This is a genomic window from Mucilaginibacter paludis DSM 18603, from assembly GCF_000166195.2.
In the GTDB taxonomy this organism is placed as follows: domain Bacteria; phylum Bacteroidota; class Bacteroidia; order Sphingobacteriales; family Sphingobacteriaceae; genus Mucilaginibacter; species Mucilaginibacter paludis.
In genome coordinates, this window is record NZ_CM001403.1 from 6733029 (window position 1) to 6751326 (window position 18298).

The window sequence follows — 18298 nt, forward strand, 5'->3', positions numbered from 1 at the left end:
TTCAGCAGATTATAAATTATACATGAATCGTAAAGGCAAATCAATGATGGAGATGATTATAATGAATGGAATAATAAAACGGATAAAAGGGCCTATTTATGATACCCTTTTGTTATATCCTTTTGATTTTGTAAACGAGCCTCTTCAAGTTCCCTCAATCTCCTTTGGCGCGCTTGTTCTCGTTCCAATGCTTCTTGCTGGACAATATCTAATTGTTTCTTTTGTTCGTTCTTCTTCATTTCATCGGATTTTTGTGGAGCATTTTTTATAGCCTGTTCTTTAGCAATAGCTGCTTCCTTTTTCTTTTGGGCTTCCAGCTTTAACCTAGCGTCTTGCTCTTTCTTTTTATGAAGTTCTGCTATCAATACTTTTTTACGCTCATTTTGTAACCTTGCTTGCGCTTGCTTTTGCTTGTTCTGCTCTATTTTTAATTTACGGTCAGCTAATTTCTCTTTAGCTTTATACTGATTTTTATTTTTTTCGGAATTGCGTTTAATCTTCTTTTCTAATGTCTTGGTGGCACGATGTTTCCGTGCATTTGGACCAGTCTTGTTAAAGGTTTTAAAGTTATTTTTTAATTGCCTTTCTTTTTTTCTTATACTTTTTAAATCATAAAGAGCTTTATGACCGCCTTTTAATTCCTTAGGAAGTTGCAGCTTCAATAATTTTCTTTGTTTATTGTCTTCTAATACTATATTATTAAAGTTATTTTTGTTTTTTGTATAGTAGCATGTCCCTTTATCTTTCCCCCCATAATCAACAATTACTGTAGATTTATACTTTTCGCTATAATAAAAGTCTCTAGATTTTAGTCCAGCCCGAACAACTGTTTCTTTATCCGATAATACTTTCGCGACATGTTTTTCGAAGTTTCCAATTTCGAAATGAATGCCGTGCTTTGCCCACTTTTTTCCATCCCTATGAAAGTGTTTGAAATTGTCGTGACTCGCTATTTCCCTAGAAACATCGTTCGGATTATAAACTATCCTCATTAGATATTTTTTTTGCGTACTGCTTATTAACGTAGCTAAAATCGTCTGCTAATTTTTCAACATCTTGCTCTGTGTAATCAAGTAGATATTCAGATATATCTTCAAACTGATTTGATACCGCATCTGTAGCCAATGCTACTAAAGATAATTCATGACGATTTAGTTTTAAAATGATTTCATCATCTGCTATTTTTAAAATGTCCATTTCTACTCCTATGTTTATTGGTATTCTTGCATATAAATATATGATTGTCAAACAACATTTGAAATGTTTTCGCACTGAAACAAGAAATATTTTTTGTATAATGCGCTAAATATTATCACAATGACTCCTATCAAAATTGTTATCTGGCACATCGTTAAATTAGGGCTTTTAACAGCGGTAATTTCTTGGCTGCTCAACTTTATGTTAGCACTATTCCCTATGGGATTTTACGCCATAAATGAAAAAAACATCTTTGCTTTTGCAATCGGTGGATGCATTGCTTACTACAAATTGCATGGTAGTGATGATATTTTTAAACGAAATTTCAGTACCGAAATAATAGGAAAGAATAAGTTAAGGGTTATTTATCTGCTAATGTATGGTGTTGCTGCGTTTACAAGTCATTGCTGTAACACTTGGGATAGAACATTTCCTATGGTGGTTTCTCCTTTACTTGGTATTTGTGCAGGGGTCTTGTTAGTAGCCTATTATTACAATAAGCATGACCAAGCTCCTGTTAAATCTAACCAGGCCAAATCTAACAGTAATTACGGAGAGCAAAATCAAGAACGAGATGATATTTCAATAATGTTTACTGGCGACCATGTAGAAGCACCGCAGTTTACATCACATGGAGCGGCACATTGGATAAGCGATGAACGTAAAAACCAACTAACAGATATAAAAGATGGTGAGCCAAGCTTTGAGGGATTGTGGATAGGGGGCGGTTTTTTCCATCATAAAGAGGGCAACCTTGTATCTATTGCTCCTCCCGGAACAGGCAAAGGTGGGGCGCTGATAATCCCTAACTTATTGTGGAAGAGAAAAAGTTATAAACATTCATTTGTAGTTTTTGATCCTAAAGGCACAAATGCATGTATAACTGCACGTTTTCAGCAAAAACAGGGAAATAAAGTCGTCATCATTGATCCGATGGATTTGCAAAAAGCAAATCGGGCAACACACGGCATTGCTTCCTCTCATTTTAATCCGCTGGACTACATTGAAAAAGATATTTTTAACGGTACTTCGCAGATTGCGAATTTATTAATTCCTGATGATCCAAACGGCGAAAAATTTTGGAATCAAGATGCAAGAAACTTAGTCCAAGCTATTTTAATGCACATTATGACCGATGCAGGTTATATCGGAAGACGAAATTTAGTTACATTTTATAAAATAATGCTTACAGGAGATTTCAATGAATTGTTTGAAGGGATGATATTGAATGATACATTAGATGGAGCAGTTTCTGATTTTGCAAGCGGGTTCACTAACATGATGCTAAAAAGTGAGCAAACTTTTACATCGGTAAGAAGTGTTGCAAACGGTTCAATCAAATGGCTTAGCAATCCGTCTTTACAGGCTTGTATGAAGAAATCAGACTTCGATCCCAATGATTTGGAAAACGGGGGAATAACATTGTATCTATGCCAACCTATACAAAATAAAGAGGGTTTTGCAACATTTAGTCGCCTTATTGTAGGGTTTTGTTTACGTGCCAATTCAAAACCAGCAGCGAAGCCTAAAGCTTGGGTTTATTATCTATTGGATGAGTTTCCAACTATGGGGATATTTCCCGAAGTCATAGAGTCATTGGCTTATTCCCGTGAATACAGGATGCGCCTTTGGATATTTGCTCAAAGTTTATCGCAACTTGATCAAATTTATAAAACAGAAGGTACTCATCAGATATTAGGTAATGCTCGCGTTTTACAAGCGTTTGGCGTAACGGATCAAGTTACGCAGGAATATATTTCCAAACGAATCGGCAATAAGACGGTCAAAGTTTATACTCAATCGACTACATCGGGAACAAATACAAGCCATTCTTCTGCATACGGTGCAGGTGGTGGAAGTTCTTCAAGTGGTCGAAGTGACTCAACATCAAGCAATGAAGCTTATCATGCACAACCATTAATCGAACCAAATGCTGTTCAGTACGATCCTAACATTATCACAATCTCCGAATGGGGGCCTATGCGCTTGTCAAGATGGCAATATTGGCAGAAAGACAAAACTGCCGGATTCTATTTAGATATTTTCAAAGGTCGTGCCGACAAAAATCCAAATATTGAAAGCGGCGAGGATGAAATTGATGAACCAGAAGTTCAAACAAAAATGGGTCCCGATGGAGAGAAACAGTTTACATTCGATCAATAAATAATTGTTATTTAAAATTTAGAAGTAATATTTTATGTTCACCTGAAAACCATTTATATATAACGATTCAATATGCATCTTTATAAATAAGGGTTCTTATCATGCCTTGCTTTACCATCACTTCCAAATAATTCTACCATTTGATAGTAAGGCTTCTTTTCAAATAGCGTTGGCGGCTTCGTGCCAATAAACACAAACATATTATCGCCCGATCCGCGCCGAACTTCGTCCGGCGAAACCAATGGCCGGGCATTGGCCTTTGGGTCTTTCATGCCAAGCCATGATTTTATCCCAGTAACATGGCTTGTTTGCCCTATGGCCTTGCTAACGTATTCCGCCGTAAAATTATCGTTCACTGAAAAATACTGTTTCACAGCCGTATTCCCAACAAACACTTCCCACTTATCGCCATAAATACCTTTCAGTTGAATAAGCGATTGCAAGATCGGCCACACGGTGACGTTAAACCCGGCATAAGTTGATAGCGCATTTTCGATTTCAGGTAAATATCCAAGGGCTGCAAATTCGTCCAGCAGGAAACAAACGCGGTTTTTCGGTTTGCGCACTACCGCACGCATACAGGTGGTAACTACGAGCCGTAGCCACCGGGAATGTGATTGCAGTTTATCAACTGGTATCACGACATATACAATGGTATTGCCATCGCTTAATACTGCCGGGTCAAATCCCGGTGCCATCGATTTTTGCAAAGATGGGCTTTTTAAAAAATCAGTGCATTGTATCAATGTCGCCAAGATACTGCCGAAGGTTTTATCTCCTGCCTTCATTAATTGGAGAATGGCATTCGCTGCCGTGCGAACAGCTTCGCCATTAACCGGGTCAACATTGACGGCCATATCAGCCAGCAAATTATCCCAATCATCACCGGATAACCTAACCCATTTCCAAAGCTTATCCCATGTTCGCTCATCCCGGTCGTATGTAGTTACAAGATGCAATACCAACCCTGAAAACATGCTTCGTGCATTATCAGTAAAAAATTTATTCTTATCGTCTTTCTCTACAGGTACGATCATCTCGGCAATGATGTCGGCATCATCAACCAAATGCGGGCTGGATTTATCGGATAGAATATCCAAAGGGTTGTATGTACTGGATTGCCCGACACTATCGGACAATAAATCCCATGGATTTAGGATAACAACTTTCTTACCGCTTTCGCGCTGGTAACGCGCTGATATCGCCGCCAGCTCCGCTTTCGGATCAATTACCAAAAATGAACCTTCATAACCACCTAAGCCGAGCAGATTCGGCACAATTAAATTTACGCCCTTGCCGCCGCGCGTTCCGGCGACCGTTAGTAAATGGCCTTTATCCGGGAAGCTAAAACCGCCACCAATGTAAAAACCTTTCGGCCCGTTGAACTCGGTGAGTTCGTCAGGCCGTGCAAAACGTGCGGTGCCGAATTTCCGGGACTCAATGGCAATATCATCTATCGCGTTGCGCCAACCAGCGAATACGCCATAAACGATAAGTGTAAAAATCAGGTTGACCAGCAGATAACCAATGACGGCGGCACTATGAACAGAGCGGACGGCACCGGAAAATGTCAGGATCACGATCACAAGTGCGATAATGGCAAGCCAAATAAGCCCGGCACCGATAAGCATTGCAACGCGAACGATTGGCGGCAGGCTGTACAATCGCGGATAAATATCGCGCGGTTTTAAAAAACGGTTATAGGCTCTGCCATAGCCGAGCAACGCCCCGGTCAGGGTAATCGGTGTGAGTAATATCCCGAGAAGAAACAAACCGATTTTCGGCAACCTTTCAGGGTTGGGATCGGAACGGAATAATTCCTGTATTTCTTCGCCGGATACATCCAAACCTTGTTTGATTGGATTATTCGACATTGTAATAATCTAAGGTTGCCGCAAAATAATACTTAATAATATTTTTTCCAAATTTCTCTGCAACAGGCAGATGGATCGATCAATATTTTTTAAATATCTATCATATTGAACCATCAAGACACGTATTGACACAGACCGTATTATTGACTGACCGACACGGTTATGATACTTTAGTATCATAACGCAAGACATGGTTTTGTTACCACAAAACCCGCCTTGCAAGGGAGAGATTCTCCCTTGACCCTCTTTAAAAAAATGGAAAAGAAGATGAAACGCACGCCGAAAAATGGCGGCGAAAAACGCGATGCGGTTTTCCGCTTTCGAGTGACGCCTGCTGAAAAAAAGATAATCAAAGAGAACGCCGACCGGGAAGGATTAAGCATTAGCGACTACATCCGCAAAAAAGCGGATAATGGTAATTCTGGTATTGACCGGAATACGCTGATCCGTTTGCTGGCAGAAACAGGAAAACAAGGTAGCAATCTTAATCAGATTGCCAAAGCATTAAACATCGAGATAAAAACTGGTATATCGGCGCGAGTTGATCCGGGTTTTATCAACCGCACCTTACAAGAAATAACACGCCTTACGGAGGAAATATTAGAGGTTATCAGACATGTTCGTAGCAGGAAAAATAAGGGGTAATGCACCACAATTAGGCAGATATTTTTTTGCACCGGGCGAAAATGAACGAATAACAATCCTTCATTTAGACGGGCGAGAAGATGCAACGCAGGAAGAATTTATGGACTTCTTGTATAGTGTCGAATTAAATAGTGAGTTAACCCGCAGCAAAAATAGTTCTTATCATGCTTATATCAATCCAAATCCCGAGGATACCACACTAATAGATCGTGTCATGACCAAAGAGGAATGGCTTAGGTCAGTGGAAATCCTTACGGAGAAATTGGAATATGAAGACCAACGGCATGGTGCTGTTTTGCATGACCTTGGAAATGGGCGGGTTCACGCACATATCGTTTATGAGCGTTATAACCATGAGCGTGGTACTATGGCGACTTACAAAGATAATTATAAGGCACATGATGAGGCCCGGGATCAGATAGAAAAAGAGTTTGGCCACAAGCCGACCCCAAAGAAGAATAAGAACCGCGGCCATCATAAACAGACCCTAACGGAGATATGGAACCGTACCAATACGGCAGGCGAATTTATGCAACAAGCTGAGGCCAGCGGTTACAAAATCGCCAAAGGCACAGACAGGCCGTTTCGTGTTGTGGATTCTGATGGTATAGGGTTTGACCTGGTGCGCAAACTGGACGGGATAAAGACCCAAGACGTAAAAGAACGTTTTGGCGAAACGGAATTGCCGCAAGAAAAAGAAGCCATCCGGGAAATGCAGGCCGCAAAACAACGGCGCGCTATTGATGAGCCAGATAAACGCAAAGAAGATCATTCAGGCGATTCTGCTAAAACACCTGCCCTTGAAACCGCCGCACAGCATGACGCGCGGCAGAACTTTTTGCAGAACATTAAGGATGTTAGAGAACGTAACCGTTCACTAACGCGTGAGATCACATTGTCTTTTATCATTGCTTTACGTGTATGTTTTTCATTCAGAGGAAATGCCACGGAACAGCGCTCCACGCTGAAACAGGAGTTTGTTACAGCGAAAGAAGTTACGGCAAAGCAGGAACGAAAGCCACCGGACAAAATGCTTGGTTTTATCGAAGCCGCACAATTTTATAAACCAACATAATTATTATTCACCTTTAAATTTTTCAATCATGGAAAAGGAAACAAATGAAACCACAACCACATGGACACCAACTGAGGCAGACATGAACAACATGCACCAAGAAGCATGGCTGAATTTTCACGCAGATGCGCAGGAGGCCCAGCAGGATCTAAACCGCCGCTATGCTAAAATGGTCAATGCGTTTGGCAGCTATAAGAAAATGCCGGATGCTATTAAAGAAATCGTGAAACAGGATTACGCCGCCCATAAAGCCAAATGGAGCGAAAACGGCGAAGAACAACAAAAACGTTTCGGAATTGCAGAACCAACCCCGGCGGTTAAATTGACGGAAACAGCAGAACAGATGTCTAAACAAGAACAAACCGGACACAGGCAGGCTTTCTTGCAAAAAATACAGGATCAACGGCAACAACAATCTAATTGCAACATAGAATATGAAGTTTAAGGCTATTGTGGCCCGACATCATGCAGGACGCCCCTGTACGGTGGCAAAATGCCCTGATCAATACGCTTCTGATCGTATTCAAGGGGAACGCCGTACAGGTCGCCAATTACCTTTTTGAGAAAGTTGTCGATAAACTCCCGGTCATAGTCGGTTGTCTTATGCGCGATCCGGTATTCGATAAAACCTTTAATGAGCAAACGTATAAATGGCTCATGAATAGTGGCGTCTTTGTGCGGATTATAATGATCGCCCAAATAGTGCATCAACGCTTTACGGGCAAGATGTCCGAAGCGTGGCAGGCTTTTTGGATCGTGAAACAAAAAGTCATCGGAATATTTATCGCCGTAGAAATATTTTGAGGATAACAACACGCCGTCTTTATCTTTAAGTGTATCCCAAAAAGAAAGTTCGTATTTATACATCCAAATATCCCCCTTATTTATAAGGTATTATATCAGTAAAAAATCCTAAATTCAATTATTATGAATGATGAAACAGAAAAAATCCCGCCCTTTGTTCAGGATTATCTGGATAAAATGGAATATGAAGGCTATGCTGATTTTGTAAAGCTATCGCGTGATTTCCACATGGAACGGGAAGAATATCCGGGAAAACATGCCACGCAATCGGCATATTTAAATGATTTTAATCGCACCACAGGCCAAAATAAAAAATTGGACTATGATGAGGGGTTAAAGGCTATTGATACCCGCTTCAAGCAACGCGCTTACAGTGTTGCAAAACAACACGGCTATAAAGGGCCTGATCCGAACCAGCCCAGCGACAAAGAATTTACAAAACAGGGCGAAAAATTTATGGGCATGATAGACCATGCAAAAAAGCGCCAGCAAGAACGCGAACAACACCAAGAAGCTGTACGGAGCCATGAAAAGAAAAATATCGAAACTTTAAAAGCGCAAAATCCTTATCAGCAAGAGGCACCAAAAGTGCAATTTAAAGTTGTTGAGGAACAATCATCCGGCACAGGCGAACAAAGCCAGGAACAAAAACGTGCCGCCTTTCTTGCGCAGGTCAAAGCAACAAGGGAACAACAAACGCAGCACAATCCCGACAAGCAGCAGGAAATCTGAAAGCTCTTAGTTGTGCCTGCCAAACCAATGCAGGCTTTTTTCGATAGAAATTTTGTTGTTGTAAATATCACGACCTTCAACTTTCAGGGTTAATACTGAAAGCTCATGGCGGAACAGGGCAACCATTGTTCCGCTATCTTCCTTATCAAATATTTTTGAAAACACTTCCAGAAATGCCCCGGGGATGACAATTTTCTTGTTCGTTTCGGTAATCTCTATCTGATTATACTCCGTGGGATCAATGGTGATGCAATCCTGAATCCTTGGATAGTCTTGCTGCTCTTTCGTAAATATCAGTTTATCGACAATCAGCGGGCCAACACCATTATTCTGAATACGTATAAATAATGTGTTTTCGCGGTCACGCAAATCGATCTGTGGTAAGGGCTTGACGGATTTTTCATTATGCACACGTTGTAAGTACGCTTGATAGAATGTCGCTAACAAAGCGAGGATTGATAGCGCAAGGGCCATTCCTGCCATCCCTGTGATAAAAATTTAAGTGGAGTTTGCTTATTACCAAACCATCCTTAACTCATGGACAAAAAGCCCGGTTTTTCCCACTCCGCTCAAATTCCAAATTATTGATTTGCAAAAGATTCTGAAAATCCATTAAGCGATTTTTAACCGAATTCTATTCAAATATAATCGATGGTTTAATGGTGAGCAAAAGAGAAAGTCCATGAAGCAGGCAATCGCTTATTACCGCGTATCGACGGCCATGCAAGGCAGAAGCGGTTTAGGACTGGAAGCACAGCAATTTGTCGTTGAGCAATATTGCAAAACGAATGATTATCATCTGGTAACGGAAGTGATCGAAGTGAAGTCAACCCGGAAATACCGAGCAGGCTTATTCAACGCACTTGATTTGTGCAGGCATAACAAGGCAACTTTGATTGTCGCACGGCTTGACCGTCTTGGCCGGGATGTGGAGCAGATCGCCGGGATTGTGAAATCAAAGGTGGAAGTCAAGGTGGCGGATAATCCCCACGCGAACAGTTTTACGATCCATATTCTGGCAGCGGTTGCCGAAGACCAGCGCCAGCGGATCAGCGAAACAACAAAAGAAGCGTTGAGGGCTGCAAAGAACCGCGGCGTTGAACTTGGCAAAAACGGCAAGCTGTTTTTATCCGTGGCCAATAAACAGGCGGCGGAAGATTTTGCGCGTGGGATGTTACCGATTATACAAAAGCTGAAAAAACGGGGCATTGTTACATGCCGTGCGGTTTGCGATGAACTGAACAGAAAAGGCGTACCTACCTTCCGCTTCGGCGGTAAATGGCATCCGAGTTCCGTCCACACATTACTGACCCGAATAAATAAGCAGGAAAAAGAATTACAAACAATTTAAATCAATAAGCCATGCTAACAACAAACAACAATGACATCCTATTTGATGATGTTGCGTTAATCAACCTACCGGGCCGTTCGGCATTACAATCTGCCCCGGTAATGTATAATGACTGTGATAACAGATATGAAGCTGCCGAAAACCTTAGCCAGGATTGCAATTGCTCCGGTTACACTGAAATTTTAAAACCTGATTACGATTGCAGCAATTAAATCTTGATCCCAAACAATTATAAACATGGTGCCGCGTAAATCGCCTGAACTTCTGCTAAATCCCGTCAGTGATGACTATGCTTACGCGGTAAATTGTTCTTTCCCCAATTCATTCCGGTTGTTAAACCGCCGCCAGTTTGAAATCTTACAGGCAGTTAATGGCCGGGATGATTTACAAGCCATTGCGAAACGATGCGGGATAGACAGCGAAGCGTTGAAGAAATTTCTATTGTTATTAAATCAAACCGAAATTATCGGCTTTGATGATATCTTTAGCGTACCGCAAAAACCAGCCGCCCCGAAATCGCTGAATTTCTGGATACATACAACAAACGCTTGTAACCTTGGATGTAGTTATTGTTATATCTCTACGCTGAACACTGGCAAGGGAATGACGGAAGTCGTAAGACAACAATTGCTACATAAATTATTAGAAGCGGTACAAGTAAAAGGTATCCGACATATCAGGTTGCGTTTGGCCGGTGGCGAACCTATGGGGCAGTTCAATCTTTGGAAAACCTTTATCCCGGAAGCCAAAGAAGCTTTAGCCGATGCCGGATGCAAATTCGATGTCGGGTTTGTAACCAACCTAACCTTGCTGAACGATGAAATAATTACTTTTTCAAAGCAATACTGTATTGGTTACGGCGTGTCATTGGACGGCGTGGAAACTATACACGATGCAACAAGAAGTTTCCGTTCAGGTTGTGGTTCATTTGGCATTGTTCACGACAATTTACGCAAATTATTGGTGAATGGCATTGCCGTGTCGGTCAATACGGTGATAACCAACCTTAACCTAACGGGCTTGCCTGAACTAACCCGCTATCTTATTGCCTTGGATATCCCGTTTCGGTATTCTATTGTGAAAGGTGAAAAAATACATGCGGAATTACTTGAAGAATATCTTTCCGCATCATACGCTATTATGCAGGAAGCTATTGCGAACGGCTGGCAATTTTCCAAACGCTACCAATTTTGTGACTTGAAACCGAATGAATTAGGCTTTCAAACATGCGCATCGGGTTTTTCCGGCGGTGCAATTTATGTTGATGGATCGTTTAAATATTGCCATGTGCAATTTGGCGACGATAGTACACAAGCACAGTCTATTTTTGATGAAGGTTTAGATCTTGTGGATATGATTGCAAGCGGCGAACATCACGAAGATGCAAAATCGGACGATTGTAAAAAATGCCGCTATCGCTCCGTTTGTACAAGCGGTTGTCCGGTTTATAGAGTTGACGGGAAAGACCCGCAATGCAGTCTTTATCATCGCTTTATTCCCAAATACTACGAATTGCAAGCGCAAGAGCGAATGCAGTTATTGCACATATAGGAATTGGTTACGGATATATAGTTCTTTGTATGGCTAAAAGAGAATTGCAAATATTACCTTCCAAAAGTAGATGTAAATGCGGCTCCTATTTCCTGAACGATAAAATCAGGAATACCGTCATCATCTATCTCTATTGCTGGTTTCGATAAATCTTCAATTTGAAATCTAATTAATTCGAAAATGGAATGTCTCTCAAAGTAAGCTTTGTAATTGTCTTCTATTAATTGCGCTTTATCATTAAAAGCTTTAAATAAATCGGATTGTTTATCCCCATATAAGAACCTATCAAACTTGCTTTCAAACATTCTTGCCATGCAATAAATATATAAAACGCAGGCGTAATTACCCCATGCGTTTTTATATATTAGGCGATAATTATTGGCGAAGCCATTTTAGTTGTCTAACCGTCAAATTCCACAAGCAAGAATTTTACAAGTTGAGTATAGTCCTTGTGGCATGGAGTAAGCCATAAATTAAGTAACACATCCTTTGAGCCCAATGAAATTAGTATTTTCTCTATTTATCTTGATGTCTTTTGGTACATTGATTTGCAATGCACAACGCGTAACTTATAGCGATCTTACGTATGTCTTAAATCATGATTTAGGTAATATTGAAGATTACCTATCAAAAAAAGGATTTGATTACGATCGAAAAGATACTGTCAGCGATGAAAGGACTGCCTATAGCATCATTTTTAAAAAACATTATCAAGATTATAAGGACAATATTTCAATAAGCAAAAGTACTTCACTTGGGTTTTATCCAAATGTAACTTTCAGCACAACTCGACGAAGCGATTATTTAGCATTTAAAAATTCTATTAAACAGTTAGGATATAAAATCGGAAAAACTGAAACAGATGATGCCGGATCGCTGGATATTGAATACTACAAGGGTAATATGAAAGTCTTATTTTCAGTCAGTCGCATGAAAGATTTTGATACCAATTATTACATCATATATATATCCAAGAGATATATTAAAGATTAACTTTCTCCCACCTCGTATATTCTTTAATTAGCAGCTATGGCAGATATGGGGTAGGGAAATTAAATTTCACTGTTATTGTACAACACATAAACAGGTATCTAAATTCTATATATCGTAGAGGCCGGCCCGCTTTTGTGGCTTACGTCCTGCGGCACGTTTTTGTTTTTAGGGTGATATAACGATTATTCTATATAATCCAATAACTGCAATAATTCTTTATCGGTTATCGTCGATTGTTCCGACTTGTCGTACATGTAGAGCAGATAAACCTCTGCATCTTTGACCATTACACAGGTGATAGCCCTTGCACCGCCTGATTTTCCTTTGCCTTTGGAAGCAATGGCGACACGAATTTTATAACAATCGTGACCGATAGGCGTACCAATATCAGGCGTTTGACCAAGCTGGCCAATTAGTGTTGCCAGTTCAGATTTAAGTGAGGGATATTTTTTTAGATAGCGTTTGAACTGTTTGTCAAACGGCTGGATCGTACGAACATTATAGTTCATTCAATAATTCTGAAGCTGGACGGCTTTTAATCTTGCCTGCCTTTACTTTATCGGCAAGTTTGAAAGCCTTTTTAATATGGGTTAATTCTTCCAGTACCGCAGCATCCGGCGCAGACAAAGGCTTAGCTTTAACGTAGGAAAAGCTTTTAAGCACTTCCATAAAGCTATCTGCTTTGTTATCAGCTATGTCGATTACGAGTTTCATGGTCTTTACCTTTATTGCAAATGTACCATTAAAACATTAAAAAGTAAATAGGATAATTGTCTATGATTATCCTATTTACTTGATTTATAACTAAAAATCTATCACCGCCTCTAATGCTTCATCGGCTTTTTTGTGCGAGAAATTAGATTGGTACTGCATTGTCGTGGTGATGCTCTCATGGCGATACATCTTTTGCAGAACTTTAGGATGGATTTCTTTTTCTTCGGCGCGTTGCGCAAAGGCATGGCGGGCTTTATGCGGGGAAGCGTTTTTATTAATTTTAAGCAAACCCATAATTAAGCCCATGTGTTCACCGATCAATCTTGTGACAGAATTAATGCGCCTCCTTACCATGTAACGATTATCAAGGCCGTCCAAATTTTTCAGGAAAGGAAACACAAGGTCATGCGCATGGCCTGCGGTTTTGTATTCTTCGATAATGGCTGACACGACAGGAGGGATTGGCAGCGAACCCGGCTCGCCATTCTTGGACATCGTGTAATAAAAGCGGCCATTTTGAAAATCCGACCATTTTAACAGCAGCGCATCTGTGATGCGCATCCCGGCAAAATAAAAACACACCAGCCAAATATTCCGGCTATCATGTAAATGCGTGTGTTGTGCCGAAAATTGATATTGCTTAAGTTGGTTGATTTCATCGCCGTTCAGACCGATTTTTTCGGTCTTGCCGAATTTGATGATAATCTTTTCTTTGCCGCCAAACGGATAGGTTTTGTTTCCGACCAATCCGGCAGTTTTGGCGCGGTTATACATGGTGCGGATCACAAGCAGGTGATTTGTAACTGTGCGATCACTTAAAGGTGTATGGCCCTCCTTCCTGTTAAGGTTGCGGCCAGTGCGCAGGAACAACGTGTAACGGCGCAAATATTCAACCGTTATTTTAGGGAACGTAACATCTTCCCCAGCAAATTCATAAAAGCGTTTCAGTTTGCTTCGGTCAGACTTCCAAACATCGTAATTGCCTAAGCCTTTTTGCTCTTGGAGATAATTATCTGCTACATCTTTGAACAGAGGCGGCTTCGGTGCCGGAGGTGGCTCTTGTATCGGCTTGGGTTTTATGGCATTGACAACATCTTCCGCTGAATAGCGTTTTCTGTCGGTTTCAAATTCGAGAATTTTCTCGTTGATTTCTGCAAGTCTTTTTATCAGGAAATTTGTCAGCCGCATATGGTGCGGATGTGATTTCTTGACTTGCTGTTTTGTTGCATCCCAAAGATCGCGGGAAGCAAGGGCATTACCCTCGAATAGATAAGCGGGAATACCGTTTTGTGATACTTTAATTCCGATGGGAAACTGGGCGTTTTTGTCTGCCCGGCTCCATGTAACAATTTTTGCGGTTGCCATGTGAAAACATTTTAAGTGAATAAATTTGTTTCCACGCCCCGTTCAAAGGTCGCATTTTGTTAACGGTTTTGTTAACGGTTTGACTGGATTAATCTGTGATTTGATGGTGTTTTATGATTACTGCATGCAGTGAGAAACGCCATTTTAGTTCATTTTAAGCCATTTCATTTCAAACACCCCGTGGTTATGAATCCTACGCTCTAACCATCTGAGCTACCCCGCCGGGTTGTTTTAAAGGTTTTTACCTGCATGCTTAAGTCTTTCAAGCTTTCGTGCTGGTGCCCTCTAAAAAAGGTTTGCAAATATAGTAAAAATTCGTTTTCTTTAGAAAAAATGTTAACATTTACATCTTGATTAAAAATACACGGTTCGCTCATCATGTCGGAAAAGAAAAAATTTAATATTGAATACGAAATAAAGTCCTCTCCAAGAATATTATACAGCTTTTTAATTGAGCCAAATGGGTTAGCCCAATGGTTTGCCGACGATGTTAATGTAAGGGAGCAAGTTTATACTTTTACCTGGGATGATGAGGAGCAAAAGGCCAAATTGCTGGGTATAAAAGAGAATAAGTCTGTCAGATTTAGATGGCTGGACGACGATCCTCAATGCTTTTTTGAGATGGAAATTTTGCAGGATGAGTTAACCAACGATGTGGCGCTGGGCATTACTGATTTTGCCACCGAAGAAAACATTGCCGACCGCAAATTAATTTGGGATAATCAAATAGAATATTTGATAAGTGTACTGGGGGCTTAACAGGGAATAATTCCCTATTTTTGTATTGTGAAAAAGATACATTTATTAATACTCAAGGCTTTCATCAGGCCATTTATTGTTACCTTTTTCATTGTGATGTTTGTGTTGCTGATGCTGTTTCTGTGGAAATACATCGACGACCTGATTGGTAAGGGCTTTGAGTGGTACACCATTTTAGAGTTAATGATGTATGCTTCGGCCACCAACGTAGCCATGGCACTCCCGCTGTCGGTACTCTTATCTTCCATCATGACTTATGGTACCCTCGGCGAAAATTACGAACTGGTGGCTATCAAGTCTGCCGGGATATCGTTAAGCCGGGCGCTGTACCCCATGGTTATTGTAGTAGCTGCATTGAGCGTAGCGGCCTTCGCTTTTTCGGATTATATGCTGCCGGTAGCCAATTTAAAGTTCTACTCACTGTTATATGATGCCCGCAAACAAAAATCGGCATCGTTAATTAAAGAAGGCGTATTTAACAACAGTTTTCCGGGCTACTCGGTAAGGGTGCAAAAGAAAGATCCCGACGGGCAGTTACTGCACGGCGTAATGATTTATGAGAGGGCAGGGGGCAGTACCTCTATGCAGCCTACCGGGGCCAGTAGCAGTGGCAATAATGTTATTTTTGCTAAGGAGGGCCGGATGTTTAAATCCTTTGATAACGCCTTTTTAATTATTAAGCTTAAAGATGGAGTGCGTTACGAAGAAGATGCCAGCAGTAATGGCGGTTATAACCCACGCGAAACCCTGATGCGCTTGCGGTTTAAGGAAACCGAAGTAAAGATGGACCTGTCATCCTTTAAATTTAACCGTACCCCGCAAAACGAATTTAGCAAGGCCTTCCAGATGCTGAGCTCAAAACAATTGCTTTACTCGCGCGATTCGGTAGAAAAGGGCGTTAACCTTGGCCTCGAACAAAATTTGGGTGCCGTTACCGCGTATATCAAGTACTTTAACATGCCGCATAAGCCTGCGCCGCGTAAGCTGCCGGTTATTCCGCATAAACATGTGTTAGAGGCCCTCGGAAGCGTTACCGATCAGATCAACGCCATAACCAATGCGGGCAATGAAGCAAGGTCACTTAAAGATATTGTTAAGCCTAAGGGCGATACTTATATCGAGAATGATAAGATATTGCGGCGGTATTTGATAGAGTATCAAAAAAAATTCACGCTTTCGGCGGCATGCCTGGTGCTGTTTTTAATAGGGGCGCCGCTCGGCGCTATTATCCGCAAAGGGGGGCTTGGCCTGCCGGTTGTTATCTCGGTGGTGTTCTTCCTCATTTATTATATCATATCAACCATCGGCGAGAAATCGGCCAAGGATGGTAATATCTCTCCGGTATTGGGCACCTGGGTGGCTATTTTTGTGCTTGCACCCATAGGCTTATTCCTGTCGTACAAGGCCGCTAACGATTCAGTATTGTTTGATATGGAGCTTTACAAACGCTTTTTTGCCAATCTGTTTAAACGTAAGGAGAGCCGTTAAACCAAGGCTATACCTGTTGTGGATGGGAGCAGGGAATTACCACCTGTTTTAAGCATGGCTATTTAACGAGGGGGACATTGGTAGGCATTAAACGGAGATAAAAAGGTACGGAACGATTTTTTTTGATGAATTGTTATATCCAACAAGCAATATGTTGATAACCAGTAAAATGATGCAAGATAACCCCTGATCGATTTTACAATAAACCGACCCGTTAATTTATTTACTTAATTAACTTTGATGCATAATCATCCGTATAGCTTTAATAAAGGCTGTTCATGATTAATATTTTTATACCCCTTGTAATATGTTAAATACCATAACTGAAGCAATAGAAGATATAAAGGCCGGTAAAATTATCATTGTAGTTGATGATGACGACCGCGAAAACGAAGGTGATTTTTTAACCGCTGCGCGAAATGCAACGCCCGAGGCTATTAACTTTATGGCACGGTATGGCAGGGGCTTAATTTGTGCGCCGGTTACCGCTGCAAGGGCCCAGGAGTTGGAGCTGTCGCAAATGGTGAGCCACAATACTACTTCGCACGAAACTAATTTTACGGTATCTGTTGATTTGCTTGAGGGATGTACCACAGGCATATCCGCTACCGACCGTTCAAAAACTACCCTTGCCCTTATCGATCCTGCTACCAAACCCGAAGATCTGGGCAGGCCGGGGCATATATTCCCGCTGATAGCTAAGGATGGTGGTGTACTGCGCAGGGCAGGGCATACCGAGGCGGCAGTTGATCTGGCCGTTTTAGCAGGTTTTGAACCCGCGGGCCTCATCTGCGAGATTATGAAAGACGACGGCGAAATGGCCCGTTTGCCCGATCTGCTTCAAATGGCTAAGGAGTTTAACATGAAGATCATCTCTGTTAAGGATTTGATATCTTACCGCTTAGGTCACGAAACGCTTATCCGCAGGGAAGTATCAGTTAAGTTACCTACCGAATGGGGCACATTTGATATGGTTGCCTATACGCAACTGGATACCGGCGAAAACCATTTGGCCCTGGTAAAAGGTAGCTGGGAGCCAGACGAACCTATTTTGGTAAGGGTACATAGCTCTTGCGTTACGGGCGATATTTTTGGATCATGCCGTTGCGATTGCGGGCCGCAGTTACACAAAGCTATGCAATTGATTGATCAGGAGGGTAAAGGCGTTATCCTGTACATGAACCAGGAAGGCCGTGGCATAGGCCTGGTTAATAAATTAAAAGCTTACAGCCTGCAAGAAAACGGCTTTGATACCGTAGATGCCAATTTGGAGCTGGGCTTTAAAATGGACCAGCGTGATTATGGCATTGGAGCGCAGATTTTAAGGAGCCTTAACATTACCAAAATGCGCTTAATGACCAACAACCCCAAAAAACGCGCAGGCCTGGTAGGCTACGGCTTAGAGGTGGTAGAAAACGTGCCGATGGAAATTCAGCCTAACCCACATAATGTAAACTACCTGGAAACCAAACGCGATAAAATGGGCCATTCTATTTTGCTGAAACATTGATTTTTAGTTCGGAGTCTGAAGTTCGGAGTCTGGAGCCTGGAGTGGAGAGGTCAGAGCCTTTAGTTCCTAATCGGGAA

21 protein-coding genes are annotated in these 18298 nt (G+C 41.4%); 12 read left to right on the forward strand and 9 right to left on the reverse strand.

Annotated features, from left to right (window positions below; genetic code table 11):
- Positions 1-92: 92 nt before the first annotated feature.
- On the reverse strand, positions 93-992 hold the full coding sequence (locus tag MUCPA_RS28460) for a flotillin family protein (RefSeq protein ID WP_008511229.1): 900 nt from the start codon (positions 990-992) through the stop codon (positions 93-95).
- A complete protein-coding gene (locus MUCPA_RS28465) occupies positions 976-1197 on the reverse strand; it encodes a hypothetical protein (protein WP_008511232.1) in 222 nt (73 codons plus the stop codon). Before MUCPA_RS28465 ends, MUCPA_RS28460 begins: the two co-directional genes overlap by 17 nt.
- A gap of 120 nt (positions 1198-1317) precedes the next feature.
- Between MUCPA_RS28465 and MUCPA_RS28470 the strand changes: the two genes are divergently transcribed.
- The gene (locus MUCPA_RS28470; RefSeq protein ID WP_008511233.1) at positions 1318-3360 is read left to right on the forward strand and encodes a type IV secretory system conjugative DNA transfer family protein; all 2043 of its coding nucleotides are present in this window, start codon (positions 1318-1320) and stop codon (positions 3358-3360) included.
- Positions 3361-3440: 80 nt separating this feature from the next.
- On the opposite strand, the gene MUCPA_RS28475 is transcribed toward MUCPA_RS28470, so the two are convergent.
- On the reverse strand, positions 3441-5234 hold the full coding sequence (locus tag MUCPA_RS28475) for a type IV secretory system conjugative DNA transfer family protein (RefSeq protein WP_008511235.1): 1794 nt from the start codon (positions 5232-5234) through the stop codon (positions 3441-3443).
- A 255-nt stretch (positions 5235-5489) separates the two neighbouring features.
- Between MUCPA_RS28475 and MUCPA_RS36495 the strand changes: the two genes are divergently transcribed.
- Genes MUCPA_RS36495 through MUCPA_RS28490 form a run of 3 tightly spaced genes read left to right on the forward strand, consistent with a single transcriptional unit; the run spans position 5490 to position 7399 of the window.
- Complete coding sequence (locus tag MUCPA_RS36495; RefSeq protein ID WP_050982174.1) at positions 5490-5879, forward strand: plasmid mobilization protein; 390 nt, start codon at positions 5490-5492, stop codon at positions 5877-5879.
- Entirely contained in the window at positions 5851-6954 is a 1104-nt protein-coding gene (locus MUCPA_RS28485; protein WP_008511238.1) for a relaxase/mobilization nuclease domain-containing protein, read from the forward strand. The genes MUCPA_RS36495 and MUCPA_RS28485 overlap by 29 nt, the downstream gene beginning before the upstream one ends.
- A 28-nt stretch (positions 6955-6982) precedes the next feature.
- Positions 6983-7399, forward strand: coding sequence for a hypothetical protein (locus MUCPA_RS28490; RefSeq protein ID WP_008511240.1), 417 nt, complete (start codon positions 6983-6985; stop codon positions 7397-7399).
- Positions 7400-7401: 2 nt separating this feature from the next.
- Here the strand turns inward: MUCPA_RS28490 and MUCPA_RS28495 are convergent, their stop codons facing one another.
- Entirely contained in the window at positions 7402-7821 is a 420-nt protein-coding gene (locus MUCPA_RS28495; protein ID WP_008511242.1) for a hypothetical protein, read from the reverse strand.
- 60 nt (positions 7822-7881) lie between these two features.
- Here MUCPA_RS28495 and MUCPA_RS28500 point away from each other — a divergent pair, with 60 nt between their 5' ends.
- Positions 7882-8490 (forward strand): hypothetical protein, encoded by a 609-nt coding sequence (locus tag MUCPA_RS28500; protein WP_008511244.1) that lies wholly within the window; start codon positions 7882-7884, stop codon positions 8488-8490.
- 6 nt (positions 8491-8496) lie between these two features.
- Here MUCPA_RS28500 and MUCPA_RS28505 read toward each other — a convergent pair whose 3' ends face one another.
- Positions 8497-8973, reverse strand: coding sequence for a hypothetical protein (locus tag MUCPA_RS28505; RefSeq protein ID WP_008511247.1), 477 nt, complete (start codon positions 8971-8973; stop codon positions 8497-8499).
- 199 nt (positions 8974-9172) lie between these two features.
- On the opposite strand from MUCPA_RS28505, the gene MUCPA_RS28510 reads away from it, so the two are divergent.
- Genes MUCPA_RS28510 through MUCPA_RS28520 form a run of 3 tightly spaced genes read left to right on the forward strand, consistent with a single transcriptional unit; the run spans position 9173 to position 11392 of the window.
- A complete protein-coding gene (locus MUCPA_RS28510; protein ID WP_008511249.1) occupies positions 9173-9841 on the forward strand; it encodes a recombinase family protein in 669 nt (222 codons plus the stop codon).
- 11 nt (positions 9842-9852) lie between these two features.
- A complete protein-coding gene (locus MUCPA_RS28515) occupies positions 9853-10053 on the forward strand; it encodes a hypothetical protein (RefSeq protein WP_008511250.1) in 201 nt (66 codons plus the stop codon).
- A gap of 25 nt (positions 10054-10078) precedes the next feature.
- Positions 10079-11392 carry a radical SAM/SPASM domain-containing protein gene (locus MUCPA_RS28520; protein ID WP_008511252.1) on the forward strand — a complete coding sequence of 438 codons (1314 nt, stop codon included), beginning with the start codon at positions 10079-10081 and terminating at the stop codon, positions 11390-11392.
- Positions 11393-11445: 53 nt separating this feature from the next.
- Here the strand turns inward: MUCPA_RS28520 and MUCPA_RS28525 are convergent, their stop codons facing one another.
- Entirely contained in the window at positions 11446-11706 is a 261-nt protein-coding gene (locus tag MUCPA_RS28525) for a hypothetical protein (protein ID WP_008511254.1), read from the reverse strand.
- 184 nt (positions 11707-11890) lie between these two features.
- Between MUCPA_RS28525 and MUCPA_RS28530 the strand changes: the two genes are divergently transcribed.
- Positions 11891-12385, forward strand: a complete 495-nt coding sequence (locus MUCPA_RS28530) for a hypothetical protein (protein ID WP_008511256.1) — start codon at positions 11891-11893, stop codon at positions 12383-12385.
- A gap of 182 nt (positions 12386-12567) precedes the next feature.
- On the opposite strand, the gene MUCPA_RS28535 is transcribed toward MUCPA_RS28530, so the two are convergent.
- The 3 genes from MUCPA_RS28535 to MUCPA_RS28545 form a co-directional block, all read right to left on the reverse strand.
- Complete coding sequence (locus MUCPA_RS28535; RefSeq protein ID WP_008511258.1) at positions 12568-12894, reverse strand: type II toxin-antitoxin system RelE/ParE family toxin; 327 nt, start codon at positions 12892-12894, stop codon at positions 12568-12570.
- A complete protein-coding gene (locus MUCPA_RS28540; protein ID WP_008511260.1) occupies positions 12884-13099 on the reverse strand; it encodes a hypothetical protein in 216 nt (71 codons plus the stop codon). Before MUCPA_RS28540 ends, MUCPA_RS28535 begins: the two co-directional genes overlap by 11 nt.
- Before the next feature lie 90 nt (positions 13100-13189).
- Positions 13190-14464: a site-specific integrase gene (locus MUCPA_RS28545; RefSeq protein ID WP_008511262.1), complete on the reverse strand. Its 1275-nt coding sequence runs from the start codon at positions 14462-14464 to the stop codon at positions 13190-13192.
- A 378-nt stretch (positions 14465-14842) separates the two neighbouring features.
- Here MUCPA_RS28545 and MUCPA_RS28555 point away from each other — a divergent pair, with 378 nt between their 5' ends.
- The 3 genes from MUCPA_RS28555 to MUCPA_RS28565 all read left to right on the forward strand — a co-directional run bounded on the left by MUCPA_RS28555 (position 14843) and on the right by MUCPA_RS28565 (position 18221).
- The gene (locus MUCPA_RS28555; RefSeq protein WP_008511265.1) at positions 14843-15223 is read left to right on the forward strand and encodes an START-like domain-containing protein; all 381 of its coding nucleotides are present in this window, start codon (positions 14843-14845) and stop codon (positions 15221-15223) included.
- A gap of 27 nt (positions 15224-15250) precedes the next feature.
- Positions 15251-16711, forward strand: a complete 1461-nt coding sequence (locus MUCPA_RS28560) for an LptF/LptG family permease (protein WP_008511267.1) — start codon at positions 15251-15253, stop codon at positions 16709-16711.
- Positions 16712-17018: 307 nt separating this feature from the next.
- On the forward strand, positions 17019-18221 hold the full coding sequence (locus MUCPA_RS28565; protein ID WP_008511269.1) for a bifunctional 3,4-dihydroxy-2-butanone-4-phosphate synthase/GTP cyclohydrolase II: 1203 nt from the start codon (positions 17019-17021) through the stop codon (positions 18219-18221).
- Positions 18222-18298: the final 77 nt, after the last annotated feature.